General features: G+C 55.7%; 24 protein-coding genes, 2 tRNA genes and 1 rRNA gene. 21 read left to right on the top strand and 6 right to left on the bottom strand.

Annotation, left to right across the window (positions count from 1 at the left end):
- Positions 1-28: 28 nt before the first annotated feature.
- The 3 genes from rrf (at position 29) to A6013_RS22800 (ending at position 406) form a co-directional block, all read left to right on the top strand.
- Positions 29-144: ribosomal RNA gene (rrf, locus tag A6013_RS22810) — 5S ribosomal RNA — on the top strand.
- 55 nt (positions 145-199) lie between these two features.
- Positions 200-276 (top strand) — tRNA-Asp (locus A6013_RS22805).
- Between the two features lie 54 nt (positions 277-330).
- Positions 331-406: transfer RNA gene (locus A6013_RS22800), tRNA-Trp, on the top strand.
- Positions 407-505: 99 nt separating this feature from the next.
- On the opposite strand, the gene hdfR is transcribed toward A6013_RS22800, so the two are convergent.
- Positions 506-1327, bottom strand: coding sequence for an HTH-type transcriptional regulator HdfR (hdfR, locus tag A6013_RS22795; RefSeq protein WP_028014823.1), 822 nt, complete (start codon positions 1325-1327; stop codon positions 506-508).
- A gap of 118 nt (positions 1328-1445) precedes the next feature.
- Between hdfR and A6013_RS22790 the strand changes: the two genes are divergently transcribed.
- Complete coding sequence (locus A6013_RS22790; RefSeq protein ID WP_008501577.1) at positions 1446-1784, top strand: DUF413 domain-containing protein; 339 nt, start codon at positions 1446-1448, stop codon at positions 1782-1784.
- A gap of 27 nt (positions 1785-1811) precedes the next feature.
- Here A6013_RS22790 and A6013_RS22785 read toward each other — a convergent pair whose 3' ends face one another.
- A complete protein-coding gene (locus A6013_RS22785) occupies positions 1812-3332 on the bottom strand; it encodes a YifB family Mg chelatase-like AAA ATPase (RefSeq protein ID WP_048959813.1) in 1521 nt (506 codons plus the stop codon).
- Positions 3333-3672: 340 nt separating this feature from the next.
- Here A6013_RS22785 and ilvL point away from each other — a divergent pair, with 340 nt between their 5' ends.
- The 7 genes from ilvL (at position 3673) to ilvA (ending at position 10223) form a co-directional block, all read left to right on the top strand.
- Positions 3673-3771, top strand: a complete 99-nt coding sequence (gene ilvL / locus A6013_RS25565; RefSeq protein ID WP_001311244.1) for an ilv operon leader peptide — start codon at positions 3673-3675, stop codon at positions 3769-3771.
- Positions 3772-3857: 86 nt separating this feature from the next.
- Positions 3858-3908, top strand: coding sequence for a peptide IlvX (gene ilvX, locus A6013_RS27405; protein ID WP_166792073.1), 51 nt, complete (start codon positions 3858-3860; stop codon positions 3906-3908).
- Positions 3909-3910: 2 nt separating this feature from the next.
- A complete protein-coding gene (ilvG, locus tag A6013_RS22780; protein WP_069733812.1) occupies positions 3911-5557 on the top strand; it encodes an acetolactate synthase 2 catalytic subunit in 1647 nt (548 codons plus the stop codon).
- Positions 5554-5817 carry an acetolactate synthase 2 small subunit gene (ilvM, locus tag A6013_RS22775; protein ID WP_003860184.1) on the top strand — a complete coding sequence of 88 codons (264 nt, stop codon included), beginning with the start codon at positions 5554-5556 and terminating at the stop codon, positions 5815-5817. Before ilvG ends, ilvM begins: the two co-directional genes overlap by 4 nt.
- 18 nt (positions 5818-5835) lie before the next feature.
- The gene (gene ilvE / locus A6013_RS22770; protein ID WP_003860182.1) at positions 5836-6765 is read left to right on the top strand and encodes a branched-chain-amino-acid transaminase; all 930 of its coding nucleotides are present in this window, start codon (positions 5836-5838) and stop codon (positions 6763-6765) included.
- Positions 6766-6825: 60 nt separating this feature from the next.
- On the top strand, positions 6826-8676 hold the full coding sequence (gene ilvD / locus A6013_RS22765) for a dihydroxy-acid dehydratase (RefSeq protein WP_047366694.1): 1851 nt from the start codon (positions 6826-6828) through the stop codon (positions 8674-8676).
- Between the two features lie 2 nt (positions 8677-8678).
- Positions 8679-10223, top strand: coding sequence for a threonine ammonia-lyase, biosynthetic (gene ilvA, locus A6013_RS22760; protein WP_032660750.1), 1545 nt, complete (start codon positions 8679-8681; stop codon positions 10221-10223).
- On the opposite strand, the gene ilvY is transcribed toward ilvA, so the two are convergent.
- Complete coding sequence (gene ilvY / locus A6013_RS22755) at positions 10220-11110, bottom strand: HTH-type transcriptional activator IlvY (RefSeq protein ID WP_008501572.1); 891 nt, start codon at positions 11108-11110, stop codon at positions 10220-10222. The two genes, ilvA and ilvY, sit on opposite strands and share 4 nt — an antisense overlap.
- 152 nt (positions 11111-11262) lie before the next feature.
- On the opposite strand from ilvY, the gene ilvC reads away from it, so the two are divergent.
- Entirely contained in the window at positions 11263-12738 is a 1476-nt protein-coding gene (gene ilvC / locus A6013_RS22750) for a ketol-acid reductoisomerase (protein WP_021242831.1), read from the top strand.
- An 86-nt stretch (positions 12739-12824) separates the two neighbouring features.
- Here the strand turns inward: ilvC and ppiC are convergent, their stop codons facing one another.
- A complete protein-coding gene (gene ppiC, locus A6013_RS22745; protein WP_004886861.1) occupies positions 12825-13106 on the bottom strand; it encodes a peptidylprolyl isomerase PpiC in 282 nt (93 codons plus the stop codon).
- An 85-nt stretch (positions 13107-13191) separates the two neighbouring features.
- On the opposite strand from ppiC, the gene rep reads away from it, so the two are divergent.
- The gene (gene rep, locus A6013_RS22740; protein ID WP_069733811.1) at positions 13192-15216 is read left to right on the top strand and encodes a DNA helicase Rep; all 2025 of its coding nucleotides are present in this window, start codon (positions 13192-13194) and stop codon (positions 15214-15216) included.
- Between the two features lie 52 nt (positions 15217-15268).
- Here rep and gppA read toward each other — a convergent pair whose 3' ends face one another.
- On the bottom strand, positions 15269-16753 hold the full coding sequence (gppA, locus tag A6013_RS22735; protein ID WP_047366695.1) for a guanosine-5'-triphosphate,3'-diphosphate diphosphatase: 1485 nt from the start codon (positions 16751-16753) through the stop codon (positions 15269-15271).
- Between the two features lie 6 nt (positions 16754-16759).
- Positions 16760-18028 carry an ATP-dependent RNA helicase RhlB gene (gene rhlB, locus A6013_RS22730; RefSeq protein WP_028014815.1) on the bottom strand — a complete coding sequence of 423 codons (1269 nt, stop codon included), beginning with the start codon at positions 18026-18028 and terminating at the stop codon, positions 16760-16762.
- A gap of 144 nt (positions 18029-18172) precedes the next feature.
- Here rhlB and trxA point away from each other — a divergent pair, with 144 nt between their 5' ends.
- From trxA to rffA, 8 genes are all read left to right on the top strand, one after another.
- Positions 18173-18502 (top strand): thioredoxin TrxA, encoded by a 330-nt coding sequence (trxA, locus tag A6013_RS22725; RefSeq protein WP_006179218.1) that lies wholly within the window; start codon positions 18173-18175, stop codon positions 18500-18502.
- Positions 18503-18846: 344 nt separating this feature from the next.
- Complete coding sequence (gene rho, locus A6013_RS22720) at positions 18847-20106, top strand: transcription termination factor Rho (protein ID WP_008501566.1); 1260 nt, start codon at positions 18847-18849, stop codon at positions 20104-20106.
- A 241-nt stretch (positions 20107-20347) separates the two neighbouring features.
- Positions 20348-21451 carry a UDP-N-acetylglucosamine--undecaprenyl-phosphate N-acetylglucosaminephosphotransferase gene (wecA, locus tag A6013_RS22715; RefSeq protein WP_028014814.1) on the top strand — a complete coding sequence of 368 codons (1104 nt, stop codon included), beginning with the start codon at positions 20348-20350 and terminating at the stop codon, positions 21449-21451.
- A gap of 13 nt (positions 21452-21464) precedes the next feature.
- Positions 21465-22511, top strand: coding sequence for an ECA polysaccharide chain length modulation protein (gene wzzE, locus A6013_RS22710; protein WP_069733810.1), 1047 nt, complete (start codon positions 21465-21467; stop codon positions 22509-22511).
- A 56-nt stretch (positions 22512-22567) separates the two neighbouring features.
- Positions 22568-23698, top strand: a complete 1131-nt coding sequence (wecB, locus tag A6013_RS22705; protein WP_065421375.1) for a non-hydrolyzing UDP-N-acetylglucosamine 2-epimerase — start codon at positions 22568-22570, stop codon at positions 23696-23698.
- The gene (gene wecC, locus A6013_RS22700) at positions 23695-24957 is read left to right on the top strand and encodes a UDP-N-acetyl-D-mannosamine dehydrogenase (protein ID WP_069733809.1); all 1263 of its coding nucleotides are present in this window, start codon (positions 23695-23697) and stop codon (positions 24955-24957) included. The genes wecB and wecC overlap by 4 nt, the downstream gene beginning before the upstream one ends.
- Positions 24954-25631 (top strand): dTDP-4-amino-4,6-dideoxy-D-galactose acyltransferase, encoded by a 678-nt coding sequence (rffC, locus tag A6013_RS22695; protein WP_069733814.1) that lies wholly within the window; start codon positions 24954-24956, stop codon positions 25629-25631. The genes wecC and rffC overlap by 4 nt, the downstream gene beginning before the upstream one ends.
- Before the next feature lie 4 nt (positions 25632-25635).
- Positions 25636-26766, top strand: a complete 1131-nt coding sequence (rffA, locus tag A6013_RS22690) for a dTDP-4-amino-4,6-dideoxygalactose transaminase (RefSeq protein WP_041911819.1) — start codon at positions 25636-25638, stop codon at positions 26764-26766.

Below are 26766 nucleotides of genomic sequence, written 5' to 3'. Positions count from 1 at the left end.
TCAGCCTGATACAGATTAACAGAATTTGCCTGGCGGCTTTAGCGCGGTGGTCCCACCTGACCCCATGCCGAACTCAGAAGTGAAACGCCGTAGCGCCGATGGTAGTGTGGGGTCTCCCCATGTGAGAGTAGGGAACTGCCAGGCATCAATTAAGTAGTAAGCCGGTGCATTAATCCGGTGGTTACAAGCAGTCTTCGGTGGAGCGGTAGTTCAGTCGGTTAGAATACCTGCCTGTCACGCAGGGGGTCGCGGGTTCGAGTCCCGTCCGTTCCGCCACTTATTAAGACGTTAAGCCTGCCAGTAATGGCAGGCTTAATGGCAAAAAACTTTAGGGGCGTAGCTCAGTTGGTAGAGCACCGGTCTCCAAAACCGGGTGTCGCGAGTTCGAGTCTCTCCGCCCCTGCCATATAGAATCCTTTGCTTCGGCAAAGGATTTTTTTTTGCCTGAAACCCGATGAGATTTCAGCATTCTTAAATGCAGCCAGCGTCCCTGCTGGCCTCAGCATCAATCCATTACATTGATTTTTAATAGATCTTTTATTTGCGATTGCTTGTCGCTATTTTGCAGCCAAATCGCATACAGCGGCCGCGAAAGGGTAGTGGAATCCACCACGGTATGCAGTCCAGGCTTGGTATCTGCCCAACGGACTGGTAACCAGGTGCAACCCTTCAGCAAGGGGAGTTGCTGACAGGCAATCTCGGCAGAACTGGTTGTTAACTGTGGAACATCATCAGGTGCGATCAATCCCGTCTCATGTTGCTGAAAATCAGGTCCCCACTCCAGCCGCAAATAGGTCAGGTCTGCTTTCATCTTTGAGGGTTCAGAAGCATAAAGAGCCAGACCGAACTGTCCAACAATCTGGCTGCTAAATTCGTCCATCTTGGGGGCTTCTGTAGTGATCAGCAGATCCAACTGACGCTCATGAAGTTGCTTAACCAGCGACTGACGTTGCGCAATTCTGGCTTCAAATTGTAAATGGCCATGGGAGTGATATAGCCGGGTAAGCCACTGACTGAGCATGCATTCCCACAGAGATGCGCTGGCCCCTATCGAGAACTCGTTGTGCCTCGACGTATGCGCAACCTCTTTGCGCGCTGCCTGCCAGGTATTCATCAATGTCTCCGCATACGGAAGCAGTTTTTCACCGGCAGGCGTGAGGCGGATATTGTTGCGATGGCGGGTAAAAAGATTCACACCCAGTTGATTTTCCAGCTGTCGAATACGAAAACTGACTGCTGACTGCGTCAGGTAAAGGGCTTCAGCGGCTCGCCCGAAGTGACGCGTTCTGCTCACTTCAAGGAAAGTTTTTAGCAATTCCGTATCCACATCTTTCTCCGCAAAATAATTTGTCGTTATGATTTAAATGTTTTGTTTTACACTCTGTCAAGCGTAACTAATACTCCGCGCCATAAATAGCTCGGCCAAAGAATTAGGAGCGTGTAGGATGGCGGAAAGCTTTACGACGACTAATCGTTTTTTCGACAATAAACATTATCCGCGCGGGTTCTCTCGTCACGGCGATTTCACCATCAAAGAGGCGCAGCTGCTTGAGCGTCATGGTTATGCCTTTAACGAGCTGGATCTGGGTAAACGTGAGCCTGCAACTGAAGATGAAAAACAGTTTGTCTCAGTGTGCCGTGGTGAGCGTGAGCCGCAGTCTGAAGCAGAACGTGTATGGATCAAGTACATGGCTCGCATTAAGCGTCCAAAACGTTTCCATACGCTGTCTGGCGGTAAACCGCAGATGGAAGGTGCAGAAGACTACACCGAGTCTGACGACTAATAAAAAAAGGGGCTACGGCCCCTTTTTTTATGCCAGTAACTTTTGCAGATGCAAAAGCAAACGATCGATCGCCCGATAGCTCAGCGCTTCCTGCAAGTGTTTCCTCGCAATATCAGTACAGCCCTCCACGTCCGCAATGGTTCTGGCTACTTTTAACAAGCGCTGCCACGCACGTATGGAAAGGCCAAAGCGCGTCAACGTCTCCTCCAGCCAAGCCGCATCTTCAACGTTAAGAGAACAAAACTGTCGGATCCCTGCATTATCCAGTCGTGCATTCAGCCTGTTTTGACGGGCATACTGTCTCGCCTGTGCCGCGATAACCCGCTCGCGAACATGCGCGGAGCTTTCACCCAGTTTATCCGTCTGCCTGAGCAGGCCCGGCGGCGGAAGGGGGATTTCCAGTGATAAATCGAAACGGTCGAGAAACGGGCCAGACAGCTTTCCCAGATAGCGCAGCGTCTGCTCTGGCGTACAGCGGTTATGGTTGCCCTGATAATGCCCCGTCGGACTGGGGTTCATCGCCGCCACGAGCTGAAAACGGGCGGGATAGCTTATTTTGGCTCGCGTGCGTGAAATATGTATCTCACCGGATTCAATGGGCTCCCTCAGCGCATCCAGCACGCGGCGCTCAAACTCAGGCAACTCATCGAGAAACAGAATGCCATTGTGTGCCAGCGAGATCTCACCCGGCCCCGGAATAGACCCACCACCGACCATTGCCGTCAGTGACGCGCTATGATGCGGCGAACGAAAGGGACGTCGACGCCACTGTTTGTGCAACGACGTCGAACCGATCAGGCTATAGATGGCGGCGCTTTCCAGCGCTTCATGGTTATTAAGCGGCGGGAGCAATCCGCTTAGCCTGCTTGCCAGCATGGTTTTGCCCGTACCCGGCGGGCCAATCAGCAGGAGATTGTGACCACCCGCTGCCGTAATCTCCAGCGCCCGTTTCCCTTGTTCCTGTCCCATGATCTCGCTGAGGTCTTCTGGCGCATCCGCTATAGCCTCGTCGCACTCTTCCGGCTCGGACAGTTCGTGGCGGCCTTCCAGCCAGGCGCACACTTCCTGAAGATGCCCGGCGATGAGACATCCCTTTTCTGCAATAAGACTCACTTCTGATGCGTTTTCATTGGCCACAACGATTTGCCGCCCTGCACGTATGGCTTCCAGCGCTCCCGATATCGCACCGGGAACGCCTCTCAGTGCGCCTGTGAGCGCGAGTTCACCCACGAACTCATACGAGCCTAGCCTGGTCGTATTAAGCTGCTCAGAAGCCGCGAGAAGCGCAATTGCGATAGGTAAATCGTATCGCCCACCCTCTTTGGGCAGGTCGGCGGGAGCAAGGTTGATGGTGATCTTCTTCGCGGGGAAGGTATAACCGCTGTTTATTATTGCGCTACGAACGCGGTCCCTGGCCTCTTTAACCGTGGTTTCAGGTAACCCGACAAGCGTGAGTCCGGGCAGCCCATTACTCAAATGAACCTCTACGGAAATAAGCGGAGCCTTTACCCCGAGAGCCGCTCGCGTATAAACAACTGACAGTGACATTTGTACTACCTCCTGGTCTGACTATGCCAGTGCCTGTTTTCTCTGTTTAGCCTCTTTTTACGTATTTACGCCGCCTGTTCAGAGATTTTCAGGGAGCATTGAAACCATTGCATAACCGTGGAAGCACACTCGCAAAATGTAAAAAGGCGCGTTTTAACGGTTAGATCTGCAATAAAAAATGAAAAATATTCACTTCCAAATTTCCTCATATAAAACAATGCGTTCATGAAATTTTGTTCGCTTGCTAACCAAATCCTTCATAAATAAATCTTGTGTTTGATTTAAAAACTGTGATAACTCTTTAGGTATTCCTTCGAACAAGATGCAAAAAGAACTGAAAATGACAGCCCTTCTACGAGTGATTAGCCTGGTCGTGATTAGCGTGGTGGTGATTATTATCCCACCGTGCGGGGCTGCACTTGGACGAGGAAAGGCTTAGAAATCAAGCCTTAACGAACTAAGACCCCCGCACCGAAAGGTCCGGGGGTTTTTTTATGACTAAAAAACTTAAATGAGGAGCAGAGAATGACGACTAGCACAAAATTCTGTTTCTCCAGATTTATGACGGGGAACTAACTATGAATGGGGCACAATGGGTAGTACATGCGTTGCGCGCGCAGGGAGTCGAAACCGTATTCGGTTATCCGGGTGGCGCAATTATGCCGATTTACGATGCACTGTATGACGGCGGCGTGGAACACCTCTTGTGCCGACACGAGCAGGGCGCAGCGATGGCAGCCATCGGCTATGCCCGCGCGACAGGTAAAACCGGTGTATGCATGGCGACCTCAGGTCCGGGCGCAACGAACCTGATCACCGGCCTGGCTGACGCGCTGCTCGATTCAGTCCCTGTCGTGGCGATTACCGGTCAGGTGGCCTCTCCGTTTATCGGTACCGATGCCTTCCAGGAAGTAGACGTCCTCGGCTTATCGCTGGCCTGCACCAAGCACAGCTTCCTCGTTCAGTCCCTCGAAGAGCTGCCGCGCGTGATGGCAGAAGCGTTCGAGGTTGCCAGTTCTGGCCGTCCTGGCCCGGTTCTGGTGGATATCCCGAAAGATATCCAGGTTGCACCTGGCGATCTGGAGCCGCATTTCTCCACCGTGAAAAGCGACGATGCGTTTCCGCATGCAGAGGTTGAAGAGGCGCGTCAGATGATGGCGCAGGCGAAGCAGCCGATGCTGTACGTCGGCGGCGGGGTGGGGATGGCGCAGGCTGTTCCGGCGCTTCGCGCGTTCCTTGCAACCACGCAAATGCCCGCCACCTGCACCCTGAAAGGTCTGGGTGCGGTAGACGCGGACTACCCGTACTACCTCGGCATGCTGGGAATGCACGGCACTAAAGCGGCAAACCTGGCGGTGCAGGAATGCGACTTGCTTATCGTCGCAGGCGCCCGTTTTGACGACCGCGTCACCGGCAAGCTGAATACCTTCGCGCCGAATGCCAAAGTGATCCACATGGATATCGACCCGGCGGAGATGAACAAACTGCGTCAGGCGCACGTGGCGTTGCAGGGCGATCTTAACGCGCTGTTACCGGCGCTGGAGCAGCCGCTGGATATCAACGCATGGCGTCAGCACACTGCAGACATGCGCGCTGAGCATGCCTGGCGTTACGACCACCCCGGCGATGCCATCTATGCGCCGCTGCTGTTGAAGCAGTTGTCCGACCGTAAACCCGCCGACAGCGTGGTGACGACCGATGTGGGCCAGCATCAGATGTGGTCAGCCCAGCACATGACCTACACCCGCCCGGAGAACTTCATCACCTCCAGCGGCTTAGGCACGATGGGCTTTGGCCTGCCGGCAGCCGTTGGCGCACAGGTGGCCCGCCCGAACGATACCGTGATCTGTATCTCCGGTGACGGCTCCTTCATGATGAACGTTCAGGAGCTCGGCACCGTGAAGCGCAAGCAGTTACCGCTGAAGATCGTGTTGCTCGATAACCAGCGTTTAGGGATGGTTCGCCAGTGGCAGCAGCTGTTCTTCCAGGAGCGTTACAGCGAGACAACCCTGACCGATAACCCCGATTTCCTCACCCTGGCCAGCGCCTTCGGCATTCCTGGCCAGCACATCACCCGTAAAGACCAGGTTGAAGCGGCACTCGACACCATGCTGTCAAGCGAAGGGCCATACCTGCTTCATGTCTCAATCGACGAGCTTGAGAACGTCTGGCCGTTGGTACCGCCCGGTGCCAGTAACTCACAAATGCTGGAGAAATTATCATGATGCAACATCAGGTCGCCGTGCAGGCTCGCTTCAACCCGGAAACGTTAGAACGCGTTTTGCGCGTGGTCCGCCACCGTGGTTTTCAGATTTGCTCTATGAATATGGAAACGGCCACCGACGCCCAGAACATCAGTATCGAATTAACCGTTGCCAGCCCGCGGCCGGTCGACTTACTGTTTAGTCAGTTATCAAAGCTGGTAGACGTTGCCCATGTTGCCATCTGCCAGAGCACAACCACATCACAACAAATCCGCGCTTGAGCGTGACAGGACGAAAAAATGACGACAAAAAAAGCTGATTACATTTGGTTCAATGGTGAGATGGTTCGCTGGGAAGACGCGAAAGTTCACGTGATGTCCCATGCGCTGCACTACGGTACCTCCGTGTTTGAAGGCATCCGTTGCTACGATTCTCACAAAGGGCCAGTGGTGTTCCGCCATCGCGAACACATGCAGCGTCTGCATGACTCAGCCAAAATTTATCGTTTCCCGGTCTCTCAAAGCGTTGATGAGCTGATGGAAGCCTGCCGCGAAGTGATTCGCCAGAACAAACTGACCAGCGCCTATATTCGCCCGCTGGTCTTCGTGGGTGACGTGGGCATGGGCGTGAACCCGCCGGCCGGTTACAACACCGATGTGATCATTGCTGCGTTCCCGTGGGGCGCCTACCTGGGCGCAGAAGCACTGGATCAGGGGATCGACGCAATGGTTTCTTCCTGGAACCGCGTGGCGCCAAACACCATCCCGACTGCCGCAAAAGCGGGCGGTAACTACCTCTCCTCACTGCTGGTCGGCAGCGAAGCGCGCCGCCACGGCTATCAGGAAGGCATCGCCCTCGACGTGAACGGCTACATCTCAGAAGGCGCGGGCGAAAACCTGTTTGAAGTAAAAGACGGCATTCTGTTTACCCCGCCGTTCACATCTTCCGCGCTGCCGGGCATCACCCGTGATGCGATCATCAAGCTGGCGAAAGATCTGGGTATCGAAGTGCGCGAGCAGGTGCTGTCCCGCGAATCCCTCTACCTGGCAGACGAAGTGTTCATGTCCGGTACCGCGGCTGAAATCACGCCGGTTCGCAGCGTAGACGGTATCCAGGTGGGCGAAGGCCGCTGTGGCCCGGTCACCAAGCGCATTCAGCAAGCGTTCTTTGGCCTCTTCACCGGCGAAACAGAAGACAAATACGGCTGGTTGGATCAGGTTAATCACTAAATATAAATGTGGGACGGCACGCACCGTCCCATTAAATAGTCAGACGGGAGTCAATAAAGCATGCCTAAGTATCGTTCAGCCACCACCACCCACGGCCGTAACATGGCGGGTGCCCGCGCACTGTGGCGCGCCACCGGAATGACCGACGCCGATTTCGGCAAGCCAATTATCGCCGTGGTGAACTCCTTCACCCAGTTTGTACCGGGCCACGTGCATCTGCGCGATCTCGGTAAGCTGGTTGCCGAGCAAATCGAAGCCTCCGGCGGCGTGGCGAAAGAGTTCAACACCATTGCGGTGGATGACGGTATCGCAATGGGCCACGGGGGAATGCTCTATTCACTGCCGTCGCGCGAGCTGATCGCCGACTCGGTGGAGTATATGGTCAACGCCCACTGCGCCGATGCGATGGTCTGTATCTCCAACTGCGACAAAATCACCCCGGGGATGCTGATGGCCTCCCTGCGCCTGAACATTCCGGTGATCTTCGTCTCCGGCGGTCCGATGGAGGCGGGTAAAACCAAGCTCTCCGACAAAATCATCAAGCTCGACCTGGTCGATGCGATGATCCAGGGCGCAGACCCGAAAGTCTCTGACGAGCAGAGCGATCAGGTGGAACGCTCCGCGTGCCCGACCTGCGGCTCCTGTTCCGGCATGTTCACGGCCAACTCCATGAACTGCCTGACCGAAGCGCTGGGCCTTTCCCAGCCGGGCAACGGCTCGCTGCTGGCGACCCACGCCGACCGTAAGCAGCTGTTCCTCAACGCCGGTAAACGTATCGTTGAGCTGACCAAACGCTACTACGAGCAGGACGATGCCAGCGCGCTGCCGCGCAATATCGCCAGTAAAGCGGCGTTCGAAAACGCCATGACGCTGGATATCGCCATGGGCGGCTCCACTAACACCGTTCTGCACCTGCTGGCCGCCGCGCAGGAAGCGGAAATCGACTTCACCATGAGCGACATCGACAAGCTCTCCCGCAAAGTGCCGCAGCTGTGTAAAGTCGCGCCGAGTACCCAGAAGTACCACATGGAAGATGTGCACCGCGCGGGTGGCGTCATCGGTATCCTGGGCGAGCTGGATCGCGCCGGGCTGCTGAACCGCGACGTGAAAAACGTCCTCGGCCTGACGCTGCCGGAATCGCTGGACCAGTACGACGTGATGCTGACCAAAGACGACGCGGTGAAAAAGATGTTCCGCGCCGGTCCGGCCGGTATTCGCACCACCCAGGCGTTCTCGCAGGATTGCCGCTGGGACACGCTGGATGACGACCGTGCTGAAGGCTGCATCCGCTCGCTGGAGCACGCCTACAGCAAAGACGGCGGTCTGGCGGTGCTGTACGGTAACTTTGCGGAAAACGGCTGCATCGTGAAAACCGCAGGCGTGGATGACAGTATCCTGAAATTCACCGGTCCGGCGAAAGTGTACGAAAGCCAGGACGAGGCGGTAGATGCCATCCTCGGCGGCAAAGTGGTGGAAGGCGACGTGGTTGTCATTCGCTACGAAGGGCCGAAAGGCGGCCCGGGCATGCAGGAGATGCTCTACCCGACCACCTTCCTGAAATCGATGGGCCTCGGTAAAGCCTGTGCGCTGATCACCGACGGTCGTTTCTCCGGCGGCACGTCTGGTCTCTCCATCGGCCACGTCTCCCCGGAAGCGGCAAGCGGCGGCAACATCGCGATCATCGAAGATGGCGATCTGATTGAAATCGACATTCCGAATCGCGGCATTCAGCTGAAGCTGAGCGACCAGGAGATTGCGGCCCGCCGTGAAGCGCAGGAAGCCCGCGGCGACAAAGCCTGGACGCCGAAAGATCGCCAGCGTGAAGTCTCCTTCGCCCTGCGCGCCTACGCGAGCCTTGCAACCAGTGCAGATAAAGGCGCGGTGCGCGATAAATCTAAACTTGGGGGCTAATGATGGCCGAGTCACAACCCTTATCCGCCGCCCCTGAGGGGGCGGAATACCTGAGAGCGGTGCTACGCGCGCCGGTCTATGAAGCCGTGCAGGTCACGCCCCTGCAAAAAATGGAAAAACTCTCCTCGCGCCTCGACAACGTCATTCTGGTGAAGCGCGAAGACCGCCAGCCGGTGCACAGCTTCAAGCTGCGCGGTGCTTACGCGATGATGGCCGGGTTGACGGATGAGCAGAAAGCGCGCGGCGTCATTACCGCGTCGGCGGGCAACCATGCTCAGGGCGTTGCCTTCTCCTCGGCCCGTCTGGGTCTGAAAGCGCTGATCGTGATGCCGGTTGCTACCGCGGATATCAAAGTCGACGCGGTGCGCGGTTTTGGCGGAGAAGTGCTGCTCCACGGCGCGAACTTTGACGAAGCCAAAGCCAAAGCGATCGAGCTGGCGCAGCAGCAGGGCTTCACCTGGGTGCCGCCGTTCGATCACCCGATGGTGATTGCCGGGCAGGGCACGCTGGCGCTTGAGCTGTTGCAGCAGGATGCCCATCTCGACCGCGTCTTCGTCCCAGTGGGCGGCGGCGGGCTGGCGGCAGGCGTGGCGGTGCTGATTAAACAGCTGATGCCGCAGATTAAAGTCATCGCCGTTGAGGCGGAAGACTCTGCCTGCCTGAAGGCGGCGCTGGACGCCGGTCACCCGGTAGACCTGCCGCGCGTTGGGCTGTTTGCCGAGGGCGTGGCGGTGAAGCGCATTGGCGATGAAACCTTCCGTCTGTGTCAGGAGTATCTGGACGATATCGTCACCGTCGACAGCGACGCCATCTGCGCGGCGATGAAAGATCTGTTCGAGGATGTGCGTGCGGTGGCGGAGCCGTCCGGCGCGCTGGCGCTGGCGGGGATGAAAAAATACATCGCCCAGCACAACATTCGCGGCGAGCGGCTGGCGCACGTGCTCTCTGGTGCGAACGTGAACTTCCACGGTCTGCGCTACGTTTCCGAGCGCTGCGAGCTGGGCGAACAGCGTGAAGCGCTGCTGGCGGTGACGATTCCGGAAGAAAAGGGCAGCTTCCTCAAGTTCTGCCAGCTTCTGGGGGGACGTTCGGTAACGGAGTTCAACTACCGCTTTGCCGATGCGAAAGATGCCTGCATTTTTGTCGGCGTGCGTCTGAGCCGTGGCGTGGAGGAACGTAAAGAGATCCTCAGCCTGCTGCACGATGGCGGCTACAGCGTGGTCGATCTGTCCGACGATGAAATGGCTAAGCTGCACGTGCGTTATATGGTTGGCGGTCGTCCCTCAAAGCCGCTCCAGGAACGCCTGTTCAGCTTCGAGTTTCCGGAATCACCGGGCGCGTTGCTCAAGTTCTTGCACACGCTGGGCACGCACTGGAACATCTCTCTGTTCCACTACCGTAGCCACGGCACCGACTACGGCCGCGTGCTGGCGGCGTTCGAGCTGGGCGAGCACGAGCCGGATTTCGAAACGCGGCTGAACGAGCTGGGCTATGAGTGCCACGACGAAACCCACAACCCGGCGTTCAGGTTCTTTCTGGCTGGCTAGTGGTTCGGCAATATCGTCCAGAACGCATCAATAAGCGGCTCATGCAGCCGCTTTTTTTGTGCGCACACGCCTAGCTCAAACGGCGTCTTCTCGTCGCTGCGCTCCAGAATCATCACGCGGTTGCGCACCGGTTCCGGGCTGTTTTCCAGCACCACTTCCGGCAGCAGCGCCACGCCGCAGCCGAGCGCCACCATCGACACCATCGCCTCATGACCGCTAACGGTGGCGTAAATCGACGGATTGCTGATTTTCTGACGGCGGAACCACAGCTCGATGCGGCGGCGCACCGGCCCCTGATCGGCCATGATAAACGGCACCGTCGACCAGTCCGGTTTTTCTACCGATACCTGATTACGCACCGGGCAGGGCAGGGCCGGGGCAATCAGCACCACCGCCAGATTCTCCAGCATCGAGAACGCCACCGCGCCCGGCAGGGTTTCGGGTTTTCCGGCGATGGCGAGATCCGCTTCGCCGGTCACCACTTTTTCCATTGCGTCGGCGGCGTCGCCGGTGGTGAGCTTAATTTCAACCGACGGATGCGCTGCGCGGAAGCGGTCGAGAATGGGGGGCAGATGGCTGTAGGCGGCGGTCACGGAGCAGAAAATATGCAGCTCACCGGAGAGTGATGGCCCCTGCTGATCAATAGAGTGCCGCAGCTGCTGGTACTGTAACAGCGTCTGTTGGGCAAAAATGCGCAGCTCTTCGCCCGCTTCCGTGAGGGTAACGGTACGGTTATCGCGCACGAAAAGCGGCTGGCCTAGGTCTTCCTCAAGGCGCTGGATCTGGCGCGAAAGCGTGGACGGGCTGACGTGCATCGCCCGGGCACTGCGGCCAAAGTGACGGCTTTCCGCCAGGTGCAGGAACATTTTTAGATCGCGTAAATCCACCGATTCCACTCCCTCTTTTTACATTGCAAAAATTGCAATGTGACGTTGTGAATATATCAATTTCCGCAATAAATTTCCTGTTGTAATGTGGGTACATTCTCGCTGAAACGCGAACCGAACAATAAGACACACAACATCACGAGGTATCACCCATGGCTAACTACTTTAATACACTGAACTTGCGCCAGCAGCTGGCGCAGCTGGGCAAATGCCGCTTCATGGCGCGCGATGAATTTGCCGATGGCGCGAGCTACCTTCAGGGTAAAAAAGTGGTCATCGTCGGCTGTGGCGCACAGGGCCTGAACCAGGGCCTGAACATGCGTGACTCCGGTCTGGATATCTCTTACGCCCTGCGTAAAGAAGCGATTGCCGAGAAGCGCGCTTCATGGCGTAAAGCGACTGAAAACGGCTTCAAAGTGGGTACCTATGAAGAGCTGATCCCGCAGGCGGACCTGGTCGTTAACCTGACGCCAGACAAGCAGCACTCTGACGTGGTGCGTTCCGTACAGCCGCTGATGAAAGACGGCGCCGCGCTGGGTTACTCCCACGGCTTCAACATCGTTGAAGTGGGCGAGCAGATCCGTAAAGACATCACCGTAGTGATGGTGGCGCCGAAGTGCCCGGGTACGGAAGTGCGTGAAGAGTACAAGCGTGGCTTCGGCGTGCCGACGCTTATCGCAGTTCACCCGGAAAACGATCCGAAAGGCGAAGGCATGGCGATTGCCAAAGCCTGGGCTGCGGCGACCGGCGGTCACCGCGCTGGCGTGCTGGAATCTTCCTTCGTTGCGGAAGTGAAATCTGACCTGATGGGCGAGCAGACCATTCTGTGTGGCATGCTGCAGGCGGGTTCTCTGCTTTGCTTCGACAAGCTGGTGGAAGAAGGTACCGACCCGGCATACGCAGAAAAACTGATTCAGTTCGGCTGGGAAACCATCACCGAAGCGCTGAAGCAGGGCGGCATTACGCTGATGATGGACCGTCTGTCCAACCCGGCAAAACTGCGTGCTTACGCTTTGTCTGAACAGCTGAAAACCATTATGGCGCCGCTGTTCCAGAAACATATGGACGACATCATCTCCGGCGAATTCTCTTCCGGCATGATGGCGGACTGGGCCAACGACGACAAGAAACTGCTGACCTGGCGTGAAGAGACCGGTAAAACCGCGTTCGAAACTGCGCCGCAGTATGAAGGTAAAATCGGCGAGCAGGAGTACTTCGATAAAGGCGTACTGATGATTGCGATGGTGAAAGCAGGCGTTGAGCTGGCGTTCGAAACCATGGTGGATTCCGGCATCATCGAAGAGTCTGCGTACTACGAATCTCTGCACGAGCTGCCGCTGATCGCGAACACCATCGCCCGTAAGCGTCTGTACGAAATGAACGTGGTTATCTCTGATACCGCAGAATACGGTAACTATCTGTTCTCTTACGCCTGCGTACCGCTGCTGAAAGAGTTCATGACCACCCTGCAGACGGGCGATCTGGGCAAAGCGATTGCGGAAGGTGCGGTAGACAACGCGCAGCTGCGCGACGTAAACGAAGCGATTCGCAGCCACCAGATCGAGAAAGTGGGCCACAAACTGCGCGGCTACATGACTGATATGAAACGTATTGCTGTAGCAGGTTAACAACCTTGTCGGGTAGCGCTTCGCTTACCCGACCTACAAAAACGTAAGATGTAGGCCGGGTAAGGCGCAGCCGCCACCCGGCTTTTTTATTTGCGATACAGCACTTTAATAATGTGATAACCGAACTGAGTATGCAGCGGACCGGTTGGCTCCAGCACCGGGCAGGAGAAGACCACTTTATCGAACGCCGGAACCATTTGACCCTGACGGAATTCGCCTAAATCGCCGCCACGCTTGCCTGACGGACAAATAGAGTGCTTCTTCGCTAGTTTGCCGAAGTCGGCGCCGTTTTTGATCTGCTCCAGAAGATCCAGAGCCAGTTTCTCTTCTTTAACAAGAATATGCAGTGCTGCTGCTGTTTTTGCCATGATCGTGCCTTGAGTGGTATGGATTAGGCTCGCTATACTACCACGCTGTTATTCTCCCCTCCTGACTTTCATTGAGCGATCATTTATGCGTCTAAATCCCGGACAACAACAAGCCGTCGAATTTGTAACCGGACCGTGTCTGGTGCTGGCGGGCGCAGGATCCGGTAAAACGCGCGTCATCACCAATAAGATTGCGCACCTGATCCGCGGCTGCGGCTATCAGGCCCGCCACATTGCGGCGGTTACCTTTACCAACAAAGCGGCGCGCGAGATGAAAGAGCGTGTTGGCCAGACGCTGGGGCGCAAAGAAGCGCGCGGGCTGATGATCTCTACCTTCCACACGCTGGGGCTGGATATCATTAAACGTGAATACGCCGCGCTGGGGATGAAATCCAACTTTTCGCTGTTCGATGACACCGACCAGGTGGCGTTGCTCAAAGAGCTCACCGAGGGGCTGATCGAGGATGATAAGGTGCTGTTGCAGCAGCTGATCTCAACGATCTCGAACTGGAAAAACGATCTGATGACCCCGGCCCAGGCTGCGGCGATCGCCAAAGGCGAACGGGATCGGATCTTCGCCCACTGCTATGGTCTGTACGACGCGCACATGAAAGCGTGCAACGTGCTGGACTTCGACGATCTGATCCTCTTACCGACGCTGCTTTTACAGCGAAATGAAGAGGTGCGCGAGCGCTGGCAGAATAAAATCCGCTACCTGCTGGTGGATGAATATCAGGACACCAACACCAGCCAGTACGAGCTGGTGAAGCTGCTGGTGGGGCATCGCGCGCGCTTCACCGTGGTTGGCGATGATGACCAGTCAATTTACTCCTGGCGCGGCGCCCGCCCGCAAAACCTGGTGCTTCTGAGCAAAGATTTCCCCGCGCTGCAGGTGATTAAGCTGGAGCAGAACTACCGTTCCTCCGGGCGCATCCTGAAGGCGGCAAACATCCTTATTGCCAATAACCCGCACGTTTTTGAAAAGCGTCTCTTCTCCGAACTTGGCTACGGTACGGAGCTGAAGGTGCTCAGCGCCAATAATGAAGAGCATGAGGCGGAGCGCGTGACGGGCGAACTGATCGCCCACCACTTCGTCAATAAAACCGAATACAAGGATTACGCGATCCTCTATCGCGGCAATCACCAGTCGCGCGTCTTTGAAAAGATGCTGATGCAGAACCGCATTCCGTACAAAATTTCCGGCGGCACTTCGTTCTTCTCGCGGCCAGAAATTAAAGATCTGCTGGCCTATCTGCGCGTGCTCACGAACCCGGATGACGACAGCGCGTTTCTGCGCATCGTGAATACACCAAAGCGCGAGATTGGTCCGGCGACGCTGCAAAAGCTGGGCGAATGGGCGATGACCCGCAATAAGAGCCTGTTTACCGCCAGCTTTGATATGGGGCTGAGCCAGACGCTGACGGGGCGCGGGTATGATAATTTAACCCGCTTCACTCACTGGCTGGGTGAAGTGCAGCGCCTGGCTGAGCGCGAGCCCGTGGCGGCGGTACGCGATCTGATCCACGGCATTGACTACGAATCCTGGCTGTACGAAACCTCTGCCAGCCCGAAAGCGGCAGAAATGCGTATGAAAAACGTTAACCAGCTTTTTAGCTGGATGACCGAAATGCTGGAAGGCTCTGAGATAGATGAGCCGATGACGTTAACGCAGGTGGTCACCCGCTTTACCCTGCGCGACATGATGGAGCGCGGCGAGAGCGAAGAAGAGGCCGACCAGGTTCAGCTGATGACGTTGCATGCGTCAAAAGGGCTGGAGTTCCCGTATGTGTATCTGGTCGGTATGGAAGAAGGTTTATTGCCGCACCAGAGCAGCATTGATGAAGATAATGTCGACGAGGAGCGCCGTCTGGCCTACGTGGGGATCACCCGCGCGCAAAAGGAGCTGACGTTCACGCTCTGTAAAGAGCGCCGTCAGTACGGTGAACTCGTGCGTCCGGAACCCAGCCGTTTCCTGCTGGAACTACCGCAGGACGATCTGATCTGGGAACAGGAGCGCAAAGTGATTACCGCGGAAGAGCGGATGCACAAAGGGCAGGCTAACGTGGCGAACATTCGCGCCATGCTGGCAAAAGCCAAAGAGAAGGGATAATGATGAGTAGGCCGGGGTAAGGCGAAGCCGCCACCCGGCAGTGTTCAGCGTATTACTTCACCTCAAGCACCCAGTGCACATAGCTCTGCCACTGGCACTCCTGCTCGATCATCTCTGCCCCAAGCGGGTGATTCTCAATCCAGTTTTCCGGCAGCGTCAGCGTCAGCTTCTCATCATCGGCTAGCAGATTAATGGCGGGTAACAAATCATCGCGGCGGCGGCTGGCAAACAGAATTGCCAGACGCAGCAGGCGACACAGATGCTCGGCCACGCGCGGCGGTACGGCATTTTGCTGATGCAAAGAGGAGAGATCGACGGCGTTGGTCTGGTTCAGCAGCAGCGTTGCCAGCAGCTTTTTCTGTGCGGGCGTGTAGCCCGGCAAATCCAGGTTGCGCACCAGATACGCTGCGTGAGCAGGTGCCTGCTTAAAATCTATACTGAGCCCCACCTCGTGCAGCGCACAGGCGCTCAGCAATAAATCGCGGCTCAGATGATCAAGATCCCAGGCGTTAGCGACCTGGTCGGCAAAGCGTGATGCCAGCTGTGATACGCGGCCAGCCTGATCGATATCAACCAGAAAACGACGCTGGACGTTGCGCAGCGTACGGTTGCGGATGTCCTGATCCACCGACAGATGCAGCATCCCGTAGACCAGACCTTCGCGCAGTGCGCCGCCGGCCAGAGTCATACACTGGATATTCAGTTCGGTGAATATGGCGATCAGAATGGCCAGTCCGCTTGGGAAAACCAGGGCACGTTCCAGCGTCAGGCCTTCAATTTCCAGCTCTTCCAGACGTCCGCACTGAATGGCACGCTGTTTAAGCTGCTGAAGTTTGGCAAGCGTAATCCGCTCGTCCATGCCCTGCGCCATCATGATTTCCTGCAGGGCCTGCACGGTACCCGAAGCCCCGACGCAGACTTTCCAGCCGTGATAGCGCAGTTCGTCCATTACCGGGCGTAGCACTGCGCGCGCGGCGTTTTCCGCCTCGTCGAAGTTCTCTTTACCCAGATTCCGGTCAGTAAAGTAACGTTCAAGCCATGTTACGCAGCCCATCGACAGGCTGAACAGCGACGTTGCCTGCGCGCCGGTGCCGGTTACCAGTTCGGTACTGGCACCGCCGATATCCACCACCAGACGGCGATCGTCACCCCCGGTGGTGTGGGCAACGCCCTGGTAGATCAGGCGTGCTTCTTCTTCACCGCTGATAACCTGAACCGGACACCCCAGAATTTCCTGCGCTTTGGCAATAAAATCTACGGCGTTAACCGCCAGTCTGAGCGTCGCTGTGGCGACAACGGTGATTTGAGCATGCGGGATATCCTGCAGACGCTCAGCAAAGAGCCGCAGGCATTGCCAGCCACGTTCCATGGCTTCAGGCGAGAGGTAATTATCACTGCTCAGGCCCGCCGCGAGGCGGACCTTGCGCTTAATGCGCGTCAGCGTTTGTATGCTTCCCGCCACCTCACGCACAACCAGCATATGAAAACTATTCGAACCGAGATCAATTGCCGCATAGAGCGAGGTGGAGCTGAGCATAATGTATTAACCTGAACGACGACGATTACGCGGTGCGCCGCCTGAACGACGCGGACCATTGCCGGAGCGCGGGCGGGAAAGACGCTTAGGCGGCGGCAGTTCGCTTAACAGCGCTTCCGGATTGTATTTACTCTGCGGAATAGAGTGACCGATGTAGGTCTCAATGGCTGGAAGATTCAGCGCATACTCTTCACACGCAAGGCTAATCGAGTGACCGCTTGCGCCCGCACGACCGGTACGACCGATACGGTGTACGTAGTCTTCGCAGTCGTCTGGCAGATCGTAGTTAAAAACGTGCGTCACGGCCGGAATGTGTAAACCACGTGCCGCCACATCGGTTGCGACCAGAATATCAAGATCGCCACGGGTGAACTCGTCGAGGATCCGAAGGCGTTTTTTCTGCGCCACGTCGCCGGTCAACAGGCCAACACGGTGACCGTCGGCAGCCAAATGGCCCCAGATGTCTTCACAGCGGTGTTTAGTGTTCGCGAAGATAATGGCGCGATCGGGCCACTCTTCTTCAATCAACGTTTGCAGCAGACGCATTTTCTCTTCATTGGAAGGATAGAAGAGCTCTTCTTTAATGCGGTGGCCCGTTTTCTGCTCCGGCTCCACTTCCACATACTCGGCGTTGTTCATCTGCTCGAACGCCAGCTCGCGTACGCGATAAGAAAGGGTGGCAGAGAACAGCATGTTCAGGCGCTGATTTGCCGGCGGCATGCGGCGGAAAAGCCAGCGGATATCTTTAATGAAGCCCAGATCGTACATGCGGTCAGCTTCATCAAGCACCACAACCTGGATGGCGCCGAGGTTGATATGGTTCTGTTTGGCGTAGTCGATAAGACGGCCGGTGGTCCCAATCAGGATATCCACGCCGCTTTCCAGCACTTTCAGCTGCTTATCGTAGCCGTCGCCGCCATAGGCCAGGCCAAGCTTCAGGCCAGTAGCCTGTGCCAGGGGTTCAGCGTCTGCATGGATCTGTACCGCCAGTTCTCGCGTCGGGGCCATAATTAGCGCGCGCGGCTGGTTAACTTTGCGGTCTGCAATCGCTGGGTGAGAAAGTAAATAATGGAACGTTGACGTTAAAAACGCCATCGTTTTGCCGGTACCGGTTTGCGCCTGCCCTGCAACATCGCGACCGGCCAGCGTCAGCGGCAGGGCGAGAGCCTGAATGGGCGTGCAGTTATGAAACCCTTTTGTTTCAAGGGCTTCGATCACTTTTGGGTGCAGGGCGAAGTCGGAAAACTTCTGTTCTGTTAAATGTGTTTTGCTCATAGTGTGGTAGAATATCAGCTTACTATTGCTTTACGAAAGCGTATCCGGTGAAATAAAGTCAACCTTTAGTTGGTTAATGCGACATCAACACGTCGTTGGTGGAGACAAAACCAACGTACCAGGCTTATTCCTGTGGAGTTATATATGAGCGATAAAATTATTCACCTGACTGACGACAGTTTTGACACGGACGTACTTAAGGCTGACGGGCTGATCCTCGTCGATTTCTGGGCTGAATGGTGTGGTCCTTGCAAAATGATCGCCCCGATTCTGGATGAGATCGCTGACGAATATCAGGGCAAACTGACGGTTGCCAAGCTGAACATCGACCAGAACCCGGGCACCGCACCGAAATACGGTATCCGTGGCATCCCGACCCTTCTGCTGTTCAAAAACGGCGAAGTGGCGGCGACCAAAGTGGGCGCGCTGTCCAAAGGTCAGCTGAAAGAGTTCCTGGACGCTAACCTGGCGTAAGGTTTCTCCGCTGTGCGTCCAGAGCCCTCGGCTAAATGATGTGGAACTCTGGACGCCCGGCTGAAGTCGTGCTAAGTTAGCTATGACTTCGTTTTAAACATATCTATTGTTTGAATCTTGTTTTACCCGATACTTCCCTTTGTTGACATGAACAATGCGTGAAGTGGCTAAATTCCGGGCTTGTCACTCAATCCGTCTTGTCGTTTCAGTTCTGCGTTCTTTCCCTGTGACCAGACAGCGAACAGACATGAGGTGATGGCCGCTAAACAGGCATGGATGACCCTGCCATACCATTCACAACATTAAGTTCGAGAATCACTCCGAGTTTAAGAACCCACACCATTATGAATCTTACCGAATTAAAGAATACGCCGGTTTCTGAGCTGATCACTCTCGGCGAAAATATGGGACTGGAAAACCAGGCTCGTATGCGCAAGCAGGACATCATTTTCGCCATCCTGAAGCAGCACGCTAAGAGTGGCGAAGATATCTTTGGCGACGGTGTGCTGGAGATATTGCAAGACGGATTTGGTTTCCTCCGCTCTGCAGACAGCTCCTACCTCGCCGGCCCTGACGACATCTACGTATCCCCCAGCCAAATCCGCCGTTTCAACCTCCGCACTGGTGACACCATTTCAGGTAAGATTCGTCCTCCTAAAGAGGGTGAACGCTACTTTGCGCTGTTGAAAGTCAATGAAGTTAACTTCGATAAACCAGAAAACTCGCGTAACAAGATCCTCTTTGAGAACTTAACGCCTCTGCACGCGAACTCTCGCCTGCGCATGGAGCGTGGTAACGGTTCTACCGAAGACTTAACCGCGCGCGTCCTGGATCTGGCATCGCCAATCGGTCGCGGCCAGCGTGGTCTGATTGTGGCCCCGCCAAAAGCGGGTAAAACCATGCTGCTGCAGAACATCGCGCAGAGCATTGCCTACAACCACCCAGACTGCGTGCTGATGGTGCTGCTGATTGACGAACGTCCGGAAGAAGTGACCGAGATGCAGCGTCTGGTTAAAGGTGAAGTGGTTGCTTCTACCTTCGACGAGCCAGCATCTCGCCACGTTCAGGTTGCGGAAATGGTTATCGAGAAGGCGAAACGCCTGGTTGAGCACAAGAAAGACGTGATCATCCTGCTTGACTCCATCACCCGTCTGGCGCGTGCCTACAACACCGTGGTGCCAGCTTCCGGTAAAGTGTTGACCGGTGGTGTGGACGCTAACGCCCTGCACCGTCCAAAACGCTTCTTCGGTGCGGCACGTAACGTGGAAGAGGGCGGCAGCCTGACCATCATCGCAACGGCGCTGATCGATACCGGCTCCAAAATGGACGAGGTTATCTACGAAGAGTTTAAAGGTACAGGTAACATGGAACTGCACCTCTCTCGTAAGATCGCTGAAAAACGTGTCTTCCCGGCTATCGACTACAACCGTTCCGGTACCCGTAAAGAAGAGCTGCTCACCACCCAGGAAGAGCTGCAGAAAATGTGGATCCTGCGCAAAATCATCCATCCAATGGGTGAAATTGACGCGATGGAGTTCCTCATTAACAAACTGGCGATGACCAAAACCAACGACGATTTCTTCGACATGATGAAGCGCTCGTAACGTAAATAAAGCCAGCGAACGCCACGTTTTTACGTGGCGTTTTTCTTTTATGGACTATACGCTAGTATCGCCTACTCCCAATTTTGACCGGTCAGTGCGACAATAAGATAATTCGCACAGTAAAAACATTAATAGCTTGAATAATAAACAAATGGAATTGTAAGAGGTTTGCTTTATAACTTCAGGCGCGGCCCCTTGATGGTTATACTTCCTTGACTAACATTTGTTGAGAACATCCATTGTGAACCTACTTGATACGTTTACTGAACTAACCAGTATTTTCTTGTTTACCACCTGCTTTTTGTTTCTGGCACGTAAGGTTGCAAAATATCTGGGCTTAGTGGATAAACCCAACTTCCGTAAACGTCATCAAGGCATGATCCCTCTGGTCGGTGGCATCTCTGTTTTTGCGGGGATCTGCTTCACTTTTGCTATTGCAGATTACTATATTCCGCATGCCAGGCTTTATCTCATATGCTCAACAGTTCTTGTTGTGATTGGTGCGCTGGACGATAGATACGACATCAGCGTCAAAATCCGCGCTTTCGTTCAGGCAGCTGTCGCTATTGCAATGATGGTGTTTGCTAAGTTGCACCTGAGTAGCCTGGGCTATATTTTCGGGGCCTGGGAGATGGAACTCGGCCCATTCGGCTATTTCCTGACACTTTTTGCCGTGTGGGTGGCGATTAACGCGTTCAACATGGTTGACGGTATTGATGGTTTGCTTGGTGGCCTGTCCTGCGTCTCATTTGCCGCCATTGGTTTCATTTTATGGTTCGATGGGCAATATAGCCTTGCTATGTGGTGTTTCGCCATGATTGCTGCCATCCTGCCTTATATCCTGTTAAATCTCGGCGCATTGGGCCGACGCTATAAAGTCTTCATGGGCGATGCGGGTAGCACGCTTATCGGCTTTACTGTCATTTGGATCTTGCTGGAAACCACTCAGGGCGATGTGCATCCCATCAGCCCGGTAACGGCGCTATGGATTATTGCCATCCCCTTAATGGATATGGTTGCGATTATGTATCGCCGCCTGCGTAAAGGAATGAGTCCATTCTCTGCTGACCGTCAGCACATTCATCATTTGATCATGCGAGCCGGATTCACTTCCCGGCAGGCATTTGTGCTTATTACGCTGGCGGCTGCTATTCTAGCGGGGATTGGCGTGACGGCGGAATATACGCACTTTGTGCCTGAGTGGGCCATGTTGGTATTGTTCTTGCTAGCATTTTCTCTCTACGGCTACTGCATTAAGCGCGCATGGAAGGTGGCGCGATTCATTAAACGTATTAAGCGCAGGATGCGACGTAACAGTAGCAAAAACACAACATTAACTAAGTAAAACCGGGACTATGATGACTCAACCGTTGGCGGGAGCGAAATCAGTGGTAACAGAGAATGAACTGGACATTCGGGGTTTGTTTCGCGTGTTATGGGCAGGCAAACTTTGGATTGTGGGGATCGCGCTGGGGTTTGCACTGTTAGCGCTAGCCTACACGTTCTTTGCAAAACAGGAGTGGAGCGCCACGGCAATCACGGACAGACCCACGGTTAACATGCTCGGGGGGTACTACTCCCAGCAGCAGTTCCTGCGAAACCTGGATATTAAAGCCAGCCTTGCCACCCCGGACCATGCTTCCGTTATGGATGAGGCCTACAAAGAGTTTGTGATGCAGCTGGCCTCGTGGGATACGCGCCGCGATTTCTGGTCCCAGACAGATTACTTCAAGCAGCGTCGGGTTGATAACACCAAAGCCGATGCCGCGCTGCTGGACGATCTGATTAACAATATTCAGTTCATGCCAGGCGACGTGCTGCGTAACGTCAACGACAGCGTCAAGCTGATTGCCGAAACCGCGCCGGATGCAAACAACCTGTTGCGCCAGTACGTCGCGTTTGCCAGCCAGCGTGCCGCAAGTCATCTGAATGAAGAGCTTAAAGGCGCCTGGGCAGCCCGCACTATCCAAATGAAGGCGCAGGTCAAACGTCAGGAAGAGGTGGCAAACGCCATTTTTGCGCGCCGCGTGCATAACATTCAGCAGGCGCTGAAAATTGCGGAACAGCACAACATTTCCCGCACTGAGACGGATGTTCCGGCTGATGAATTGCCTGATTCTGAAATGTTCCTTCTTGGTCGCCCAATGCTGCAGGCCCGTCTGGAAAACCTGCAGGCCGTTGGGCCTGATTTTGATCTCGACTACGATCAAAACCGCGCGATGCTTAACACGCTTAATGTCGGTCCCTCCCTGGACCCGCGTTTTCAGACCTATCGTTATTTGAGAACGCCTGAAGAACCTGTAAAACGCGACAGTCCGCGCCGCGCATTCCTGATGATCATGTGGGGTATTGTGGGTGCACTCGTTGGTGCTGGCGTGGCGTTAACGCGTCGTCGTACAAACTAAGAACGCCGTTTACGATGAAGGCTGCGGCCTTCATCGCCTAATCGAAGAGAATCGATGTGAAAGTACTTACCGTATTTGGCACCAGGCCGGAGGCCATTAAGATGGCGCCTCTGGTTCATGCGCTGGCCAGCGATCCTGATATTGAAGCGAAGGTCTGCGTCACGGCCCAGCACCGTGAGATGCTCGATCAGGTCCTAACCCTCTTTTCCATCGTCCCGGATTACGACCTTAATATTATGAAGCCGGGACAGGGATTGACGGAAATAACCTGCCGCATTCTGCAGGATCTCAAGCCGATCCTGGAGTCATTCAAGCCCGACGTCGTGCTGGTGCACGGGGATACCACGACGACGATGGCAACAAGCCTGGCCGCGTTTTACCAGCGTATTCCCGTCGGCCATGTTGAAGCGGGTCTGCGCACCGGCAATCTTTATTCTCCATGGCCGGAAGAGGCCAACCGTACGCTTACCGGGCATCTGGCGATGTATCACTTTGCGCCAACCGAGAACTCTCGCCAGAATCTGCTGCGTGAAAATGTCGCCGATAACAAGATCTTTGTGACCGGCAATACGGTCATTGACGCGTTGATTTGGGTACGCGATCGCGTGCTGGCAAACAGCGATCTGCAGAAAGACCTCGCTGCCCGCTATCCTTTCCTGAATAACGGCAAAAAAACCATTCTGGTCACTGGCCACCGTCGCGAAAGCTTTGGTCGGGGCTTTGAGCAAATCTGTCACGCGCTGGCTGAAATCGCCGCGCAGAACGACGATGTGCAAATTGTCTATCCGGTACACCTTAACCCTAACGTCAGCGAGCCGGTCAACCGCATCCTGGGCCACGTCGAAAACGTCCTGCTGATTGAACCGCAGGACTACATGCCGTTTGTCTGGCTGATGAACCACGCCTGGCTGATCCTCACCGATTCCGGTGGGATTCAGGAAGAAGCGCCCTCTCTTGGCAAGCCGGTGCTGGTGATGCGTGAAACCACTGAACGTCCGGAAGCGGTTAAAGCCGGGACAGTGCGTCTTGTCGGCACCAACGCACAGCTCATCGTCGAAGAGGTCACGCGCCTTCTGCACGACGATGAAGCGTATCAGGCGATGAGCCGGGCCCACAATCCCTACGGAGACGGGCAGGCTTGTGGCCGTATTTTGCAAGCACTTAAACACAATCGGGTATCGCTATGAGTTTTACTACCATCTCTGTTATTGGTCTTGGCTACATTGGCCTGCCTACTGCGGCGGCATTCGCCTCCCGTCAAAAGCAGGTTGTTGGTGTGGATATCAACGCACGTGCGGTAGAAACCATTAATCGTGGCGAAATTCATATTGTGGAGCCCGATCTTGACCGCGTGGTGAAAGAGGCGGTTGATGGCGGCTTCCTGCGCGCCAGCACGACGCCAGTGGAAGCGGATGCCTACCTGATTGCCGTTCCAACGCCCTTTAAAGGCGACCACGAGCCCGATATGGTCTACGTCGAGGCGGCGGCAAAATCTATTGCCCCCGTGCTGAAGAAAGGGGCGCTGGTAATTCTGGAGTCGACTTCTCCCGTCGGCGCTACCGAGCAGATGGCGCAGTGGCTGGCCGATGCGCGTCCTGATTTACGCTTCCCACAGCAGGCCGGTGAGCAGGCGGATATCAACATCGCCTACTGCCCGGAGCGCGTGCTGCCGGGGCAGGTGATGGTCGAACTGATTAAAAACGACCGGGTGATAGGCGGCATGACGCCGGTCTGTTCTGAACGCGCCAGCTCGCTGTACAAGATTTTCCTGGAAGGCGAATGCGTAGTAACCAACTCCCGCACCGCCGAGATGTGCAAGCTGACGGAAAACAGCTTCCGTGACGTTAACATCGCCTTCGCAAACGAACTGTCGCTGATCTGTGCCGATCAGGGGATTAACGTCTGGGAGTTAATCCGCCTGGCGAATCGCCATCCGCGCGTCAACATTCTCCAGCCTGGCCCAGGGGTGGGCGGTCACTGTATCGCCGTCGACCCGTGGTTTATCGTGGCGCAGAACCCGGCGCAGGCGCGCCTGATTCGCACCGCACGTGAAGTGAACGATAGCAAACCTCACTGGGTGCTCAACCAGGTTAAAGCGACTGTAGCGGATTGTCTGGCAGAGAGCGGCAAGCGCGCCAGCGAGCTGAAAATTGCCTGCTTTGGTCTGGCATTTAAACCCAATATTGACGATCTGCGCGAAAGCCCGGCGATGGAAATTGCTGAGATGATTGCCGAATGGCACAAGGGCGAAACGCTGGTGGTCGAGCCAAATATTCATGAACTGCCGGCAAAACTGGCGGGGCACTGCACGCTGACGGCGCTCAATGACGCGCTGGCTACGGCGGACGTGCTGGTGCTGCTGGTGGACCATAAAGAGTTTAAAGCGACGTCCGGTGATGCAGTGCGTCAGCAGTATGTGGTTGATACGAAAGGCGTATGGCGTTGAGTGCACTCCACGGCGTGCTGGAATCCCTTGAGTGGGAAAGCGCATTTTTTGCCCGCCCCTCGGCGATAGTCCGCTGGCGTGAGAATGCGCCAGCTTTGCAGGACGCTGACTTCAGCGCCTGGCAGCGCGTGCAGGCTAAGATCCCGGCGGACCGTGCCGACCTGCTTGACGCGCTCCAGCAACACGGTTTTCAGCTGGTTGAAGGCGAGGTAGACCTTTCCATCACCCTCACCCGGCACGATGCGTCCGGCGCGGAAATTGCAACGGAACAGGACATTCCTGTGCTGCGCCAGATGGCGGGCCGGGCGTTTGCGCAGAGCCGCTTTCGCACGCCCTGGTATGCGCCTGACGATAGCGGACGTTTCTATGCCCAGTGGGTAGAGAATGCGGTCAAAGGTACCTTTGACCACGTCTGCCTGATTTTCCGTGCAGCGAACGGCCAGATCCAGGGATTTGTCTCGCTGCGCAAGCTTAACGAGCGCGAGGCGCGTATTGGCTTATTAGCCGGGCGCGGCATGGGGGAGAAACTCATGCAGGCGGCGCTGCACTGGGCGCAGCTGCAGCAGGTTGAGACGCTGCGGGTGGCGACCCAGGTGGGCAACACCGCCGCGCTTAAACGTTATATTGCGAGTGGTGCCAACATCGACGCCACCGCCTACTGGTTATACAGGTGACAAGATGATTCCATTTAACGCACCACCCGTCGTGGGAACCGAGCTCGACTATATGCAGTCTGCTATGGGCAGCGGCAAACTCTGCGGTGACGGCGGTTTTACCCGTCGCTGTCAGCAGTGGATGGAGCAGCGTTTTCGCAGTGCTAAAGTGCTGCTGACCCCGTCCTGCACGGCATCGCTGGAAATGGCGGCCCTGCTGCTGGATATCCAACCCGGTGATGAAGTGATCATGCCGAGCTATACCTTCGTATCTACCGCGAATGCATTTGTCCTGCGCGGAGCGAAAATCGTCTTTGTGGATATCCGCCCGGACACCATGAACATTGATGAGACGCTGATTGAAGCGGCGATCACCGACAAAACGCGTGCGATTGTGCCGGTTCACTACGCGGGCGTGGCCTGTGAAATGGACACCATCATGGCAATCGCCAAAAAGCACAACCTGTTTGTGGTAGAAGATGCCGCGCAGGGCGTGATGTCCACCTACAAGGGGCGCGCGCTGGGCACTATCGGCCACATCGGCTGCTTTAGCTTCCACGAAACGAAAAACTACACGGCGGGTGGCGAAGGCGGTGCGACGTTGATTAACGATCGTGCCCTGGTTGAGCGTGCGGAAGTGATCCGTGAAAAAGGCACCAACCGCAGCCAATTCTTCCGCGGTCAGGTTGATAAGTACACCTGGCGCGATATCGGCTCAAGCTATCTGATGGCCGACCTGCAGGCAGCGTACCTGTGGGCACAGCTGGAAGCGGCAGAGCGAATTAATCTCCAGCGACTGTCCCTGTGGCAAACCTATTACGATGCGCTTGAGCCGCTGGCAAAAGCCGGACGTATTGAGCTGCCAACCATTCCGGCCGATTGCGTTCACAACGCCCACATGTTTTACATCAAGCTGCGCGATAACGACGATCGCAGCCAGCTCATCGCCTGGCTTAAAGAAGCCGAAATTATGGCGGTCTTTCACTATATTCCGCTGCACTCCAGCCCGGCGGGCGAAGCGTTTGGGATGTTCGCAGGTGAAGACCGTTACACCACGAAAGAAAGTGAGCGTTTGCTTCGCCTGCCACTGTTCTTCAACCTCGCGCCAGTTAACCAGCGTACGGTGATCAATACCCTTCTGAGCTATTTCGGCTGA

Origin of the sequence: Enterobacter sp. IF2SW-B1, from assembly GCF_001743375.1 — a bacterium.
Taxonomy (GTDB): Bacteria; Pseudomonadota; Gammaproteobacteria; order Enterobacterales; family Enterobacteriaceae; genus Enterobacter; species Enterobacter bugandensis.
This window is presented reverse-complemented; position numbering and strand designations above follow the sequence as displayed.

Excerpts from the sequence above, each read along its gene's own strand:
- A6013_RS22790 (WP_008501577.1), top strand. The coding sequence starts at position 1,446 with ATGGCGGAAAGCTTTACGACGACTAATCGTTTTTTCGACAATAAACAT.
- A6013_RS22785 (WP_048959813.1), bottom strand. The coding sequence starts at position 3,332 with ATGTCACTGTCAGTTGTTTATACGCGAGCGGCTCTCGGGGTAAAGGCT.
- ilvL (WP_001311244.1), top strand. The coding sequence starts at position 3,673 with ATGACAGCCCTTCTACGAGTGATTAGCCTGGTCGTGATTAGCGTGGTG.
- ilvG (WP_069733812.1), top strand. The coding sequence starts at position 3,911 with ATGAATGGGGCACAATGGGTAGTACATGCGTTGCGCGCGCAGGGAGTC.
- ilvM (WP_003860184.1), top strand. The coding sequence starts at position 5,554 with ATGATGCAACATCAGGTCGCCGTGCAGGCTCGCTTCAACCCGGAAACG.
- ilvE (WP_003860182.1), top strand. The coding sequence starts at position 5,836 with ATGACGACAAAAAAAGCTGATTACATTTGGTTCAATGGTGAGATGGTT.
- ilvD (WP_047366694.1), top strand. The coding sequence starts at position 6,826 with ATGCCTAAGTATCGTTCAGCCACCACCACCCACGGCCGTAACATGGCG.
- ilvA (WP_032660750.1), top strand. The coding sequence starts at position 8,679 with ATGGCCGAGTCACAACCCTTATCCGCCGCCCCTGAGGGGGCGGAATAC.
- ilvC (WP_021242831.1), top strand. The coding sequence starts at position 11,263 with ATGGCTAACTACTTTAATACACTGAACTTGCGCCAGCAGCTGGCGCAG.
- ppiC (WP_004886861.1), bottom strand. The coding sequence starts at position 13,106 with ATGGCAAAAACAGCAGCAGCACTGCATATTCTTGTTAAAGAAGAGAAA.
- rep (WP_069733811.1), top strand. The coding sequence starts at position 13,192 with ATGCGTCTAAATCCCGGACAACAACAAGCCGTCGAATTTGTAACCGGA.
- gppA (WP_047366695.1), bottom strand. The coding sequence starts at position 16,753 with ATGCTCAGCTCCACCTCGCTCTATGCGGCAATTGATCTCGGTTCGAAT.
- rhlB (WP_028014815.1), bottom strand. The coding sequence starts at position 18,028 with ATGAGCAAAACACATTTAACAGAACAGAAGTTTTCCGACTTCGCCCTG.
- trxA (WP_006179218.1), top strand. The coding sequence starts at position 18,173 with ATGAGCGATAAAATTATTCACCTGACTGACGACAGTTTTGACACGGAC.
- rho (WP_008501566.1), top strand. The coding sequence starts at position 18,847 with ATGAATCTTACCGAATTAAAGAATACGCCGGTTTCTGAGCTGATCACT.
- wzzE (WP_069733810.1), top strand. The coding sequence starts at position 21,465 with ATGACTCAACCGTTGGCGGGAGCGAAATCAGTGGTAACAGAGAATGAA.
- wecC (WP_069733809.1), top strand. The coding sequence starts at position 23,695 with ATGAGTTTTACTACCATCTCTGTTATTGGTCTTGGCTACATTGGCCTG.
- rffA (WP_041911819.1), top strand. The coding sequence starts at position 25,636 with ATGATTCCATTTAACGCACCACCCGTCGTGGGAACCGAGCTCGACTAT.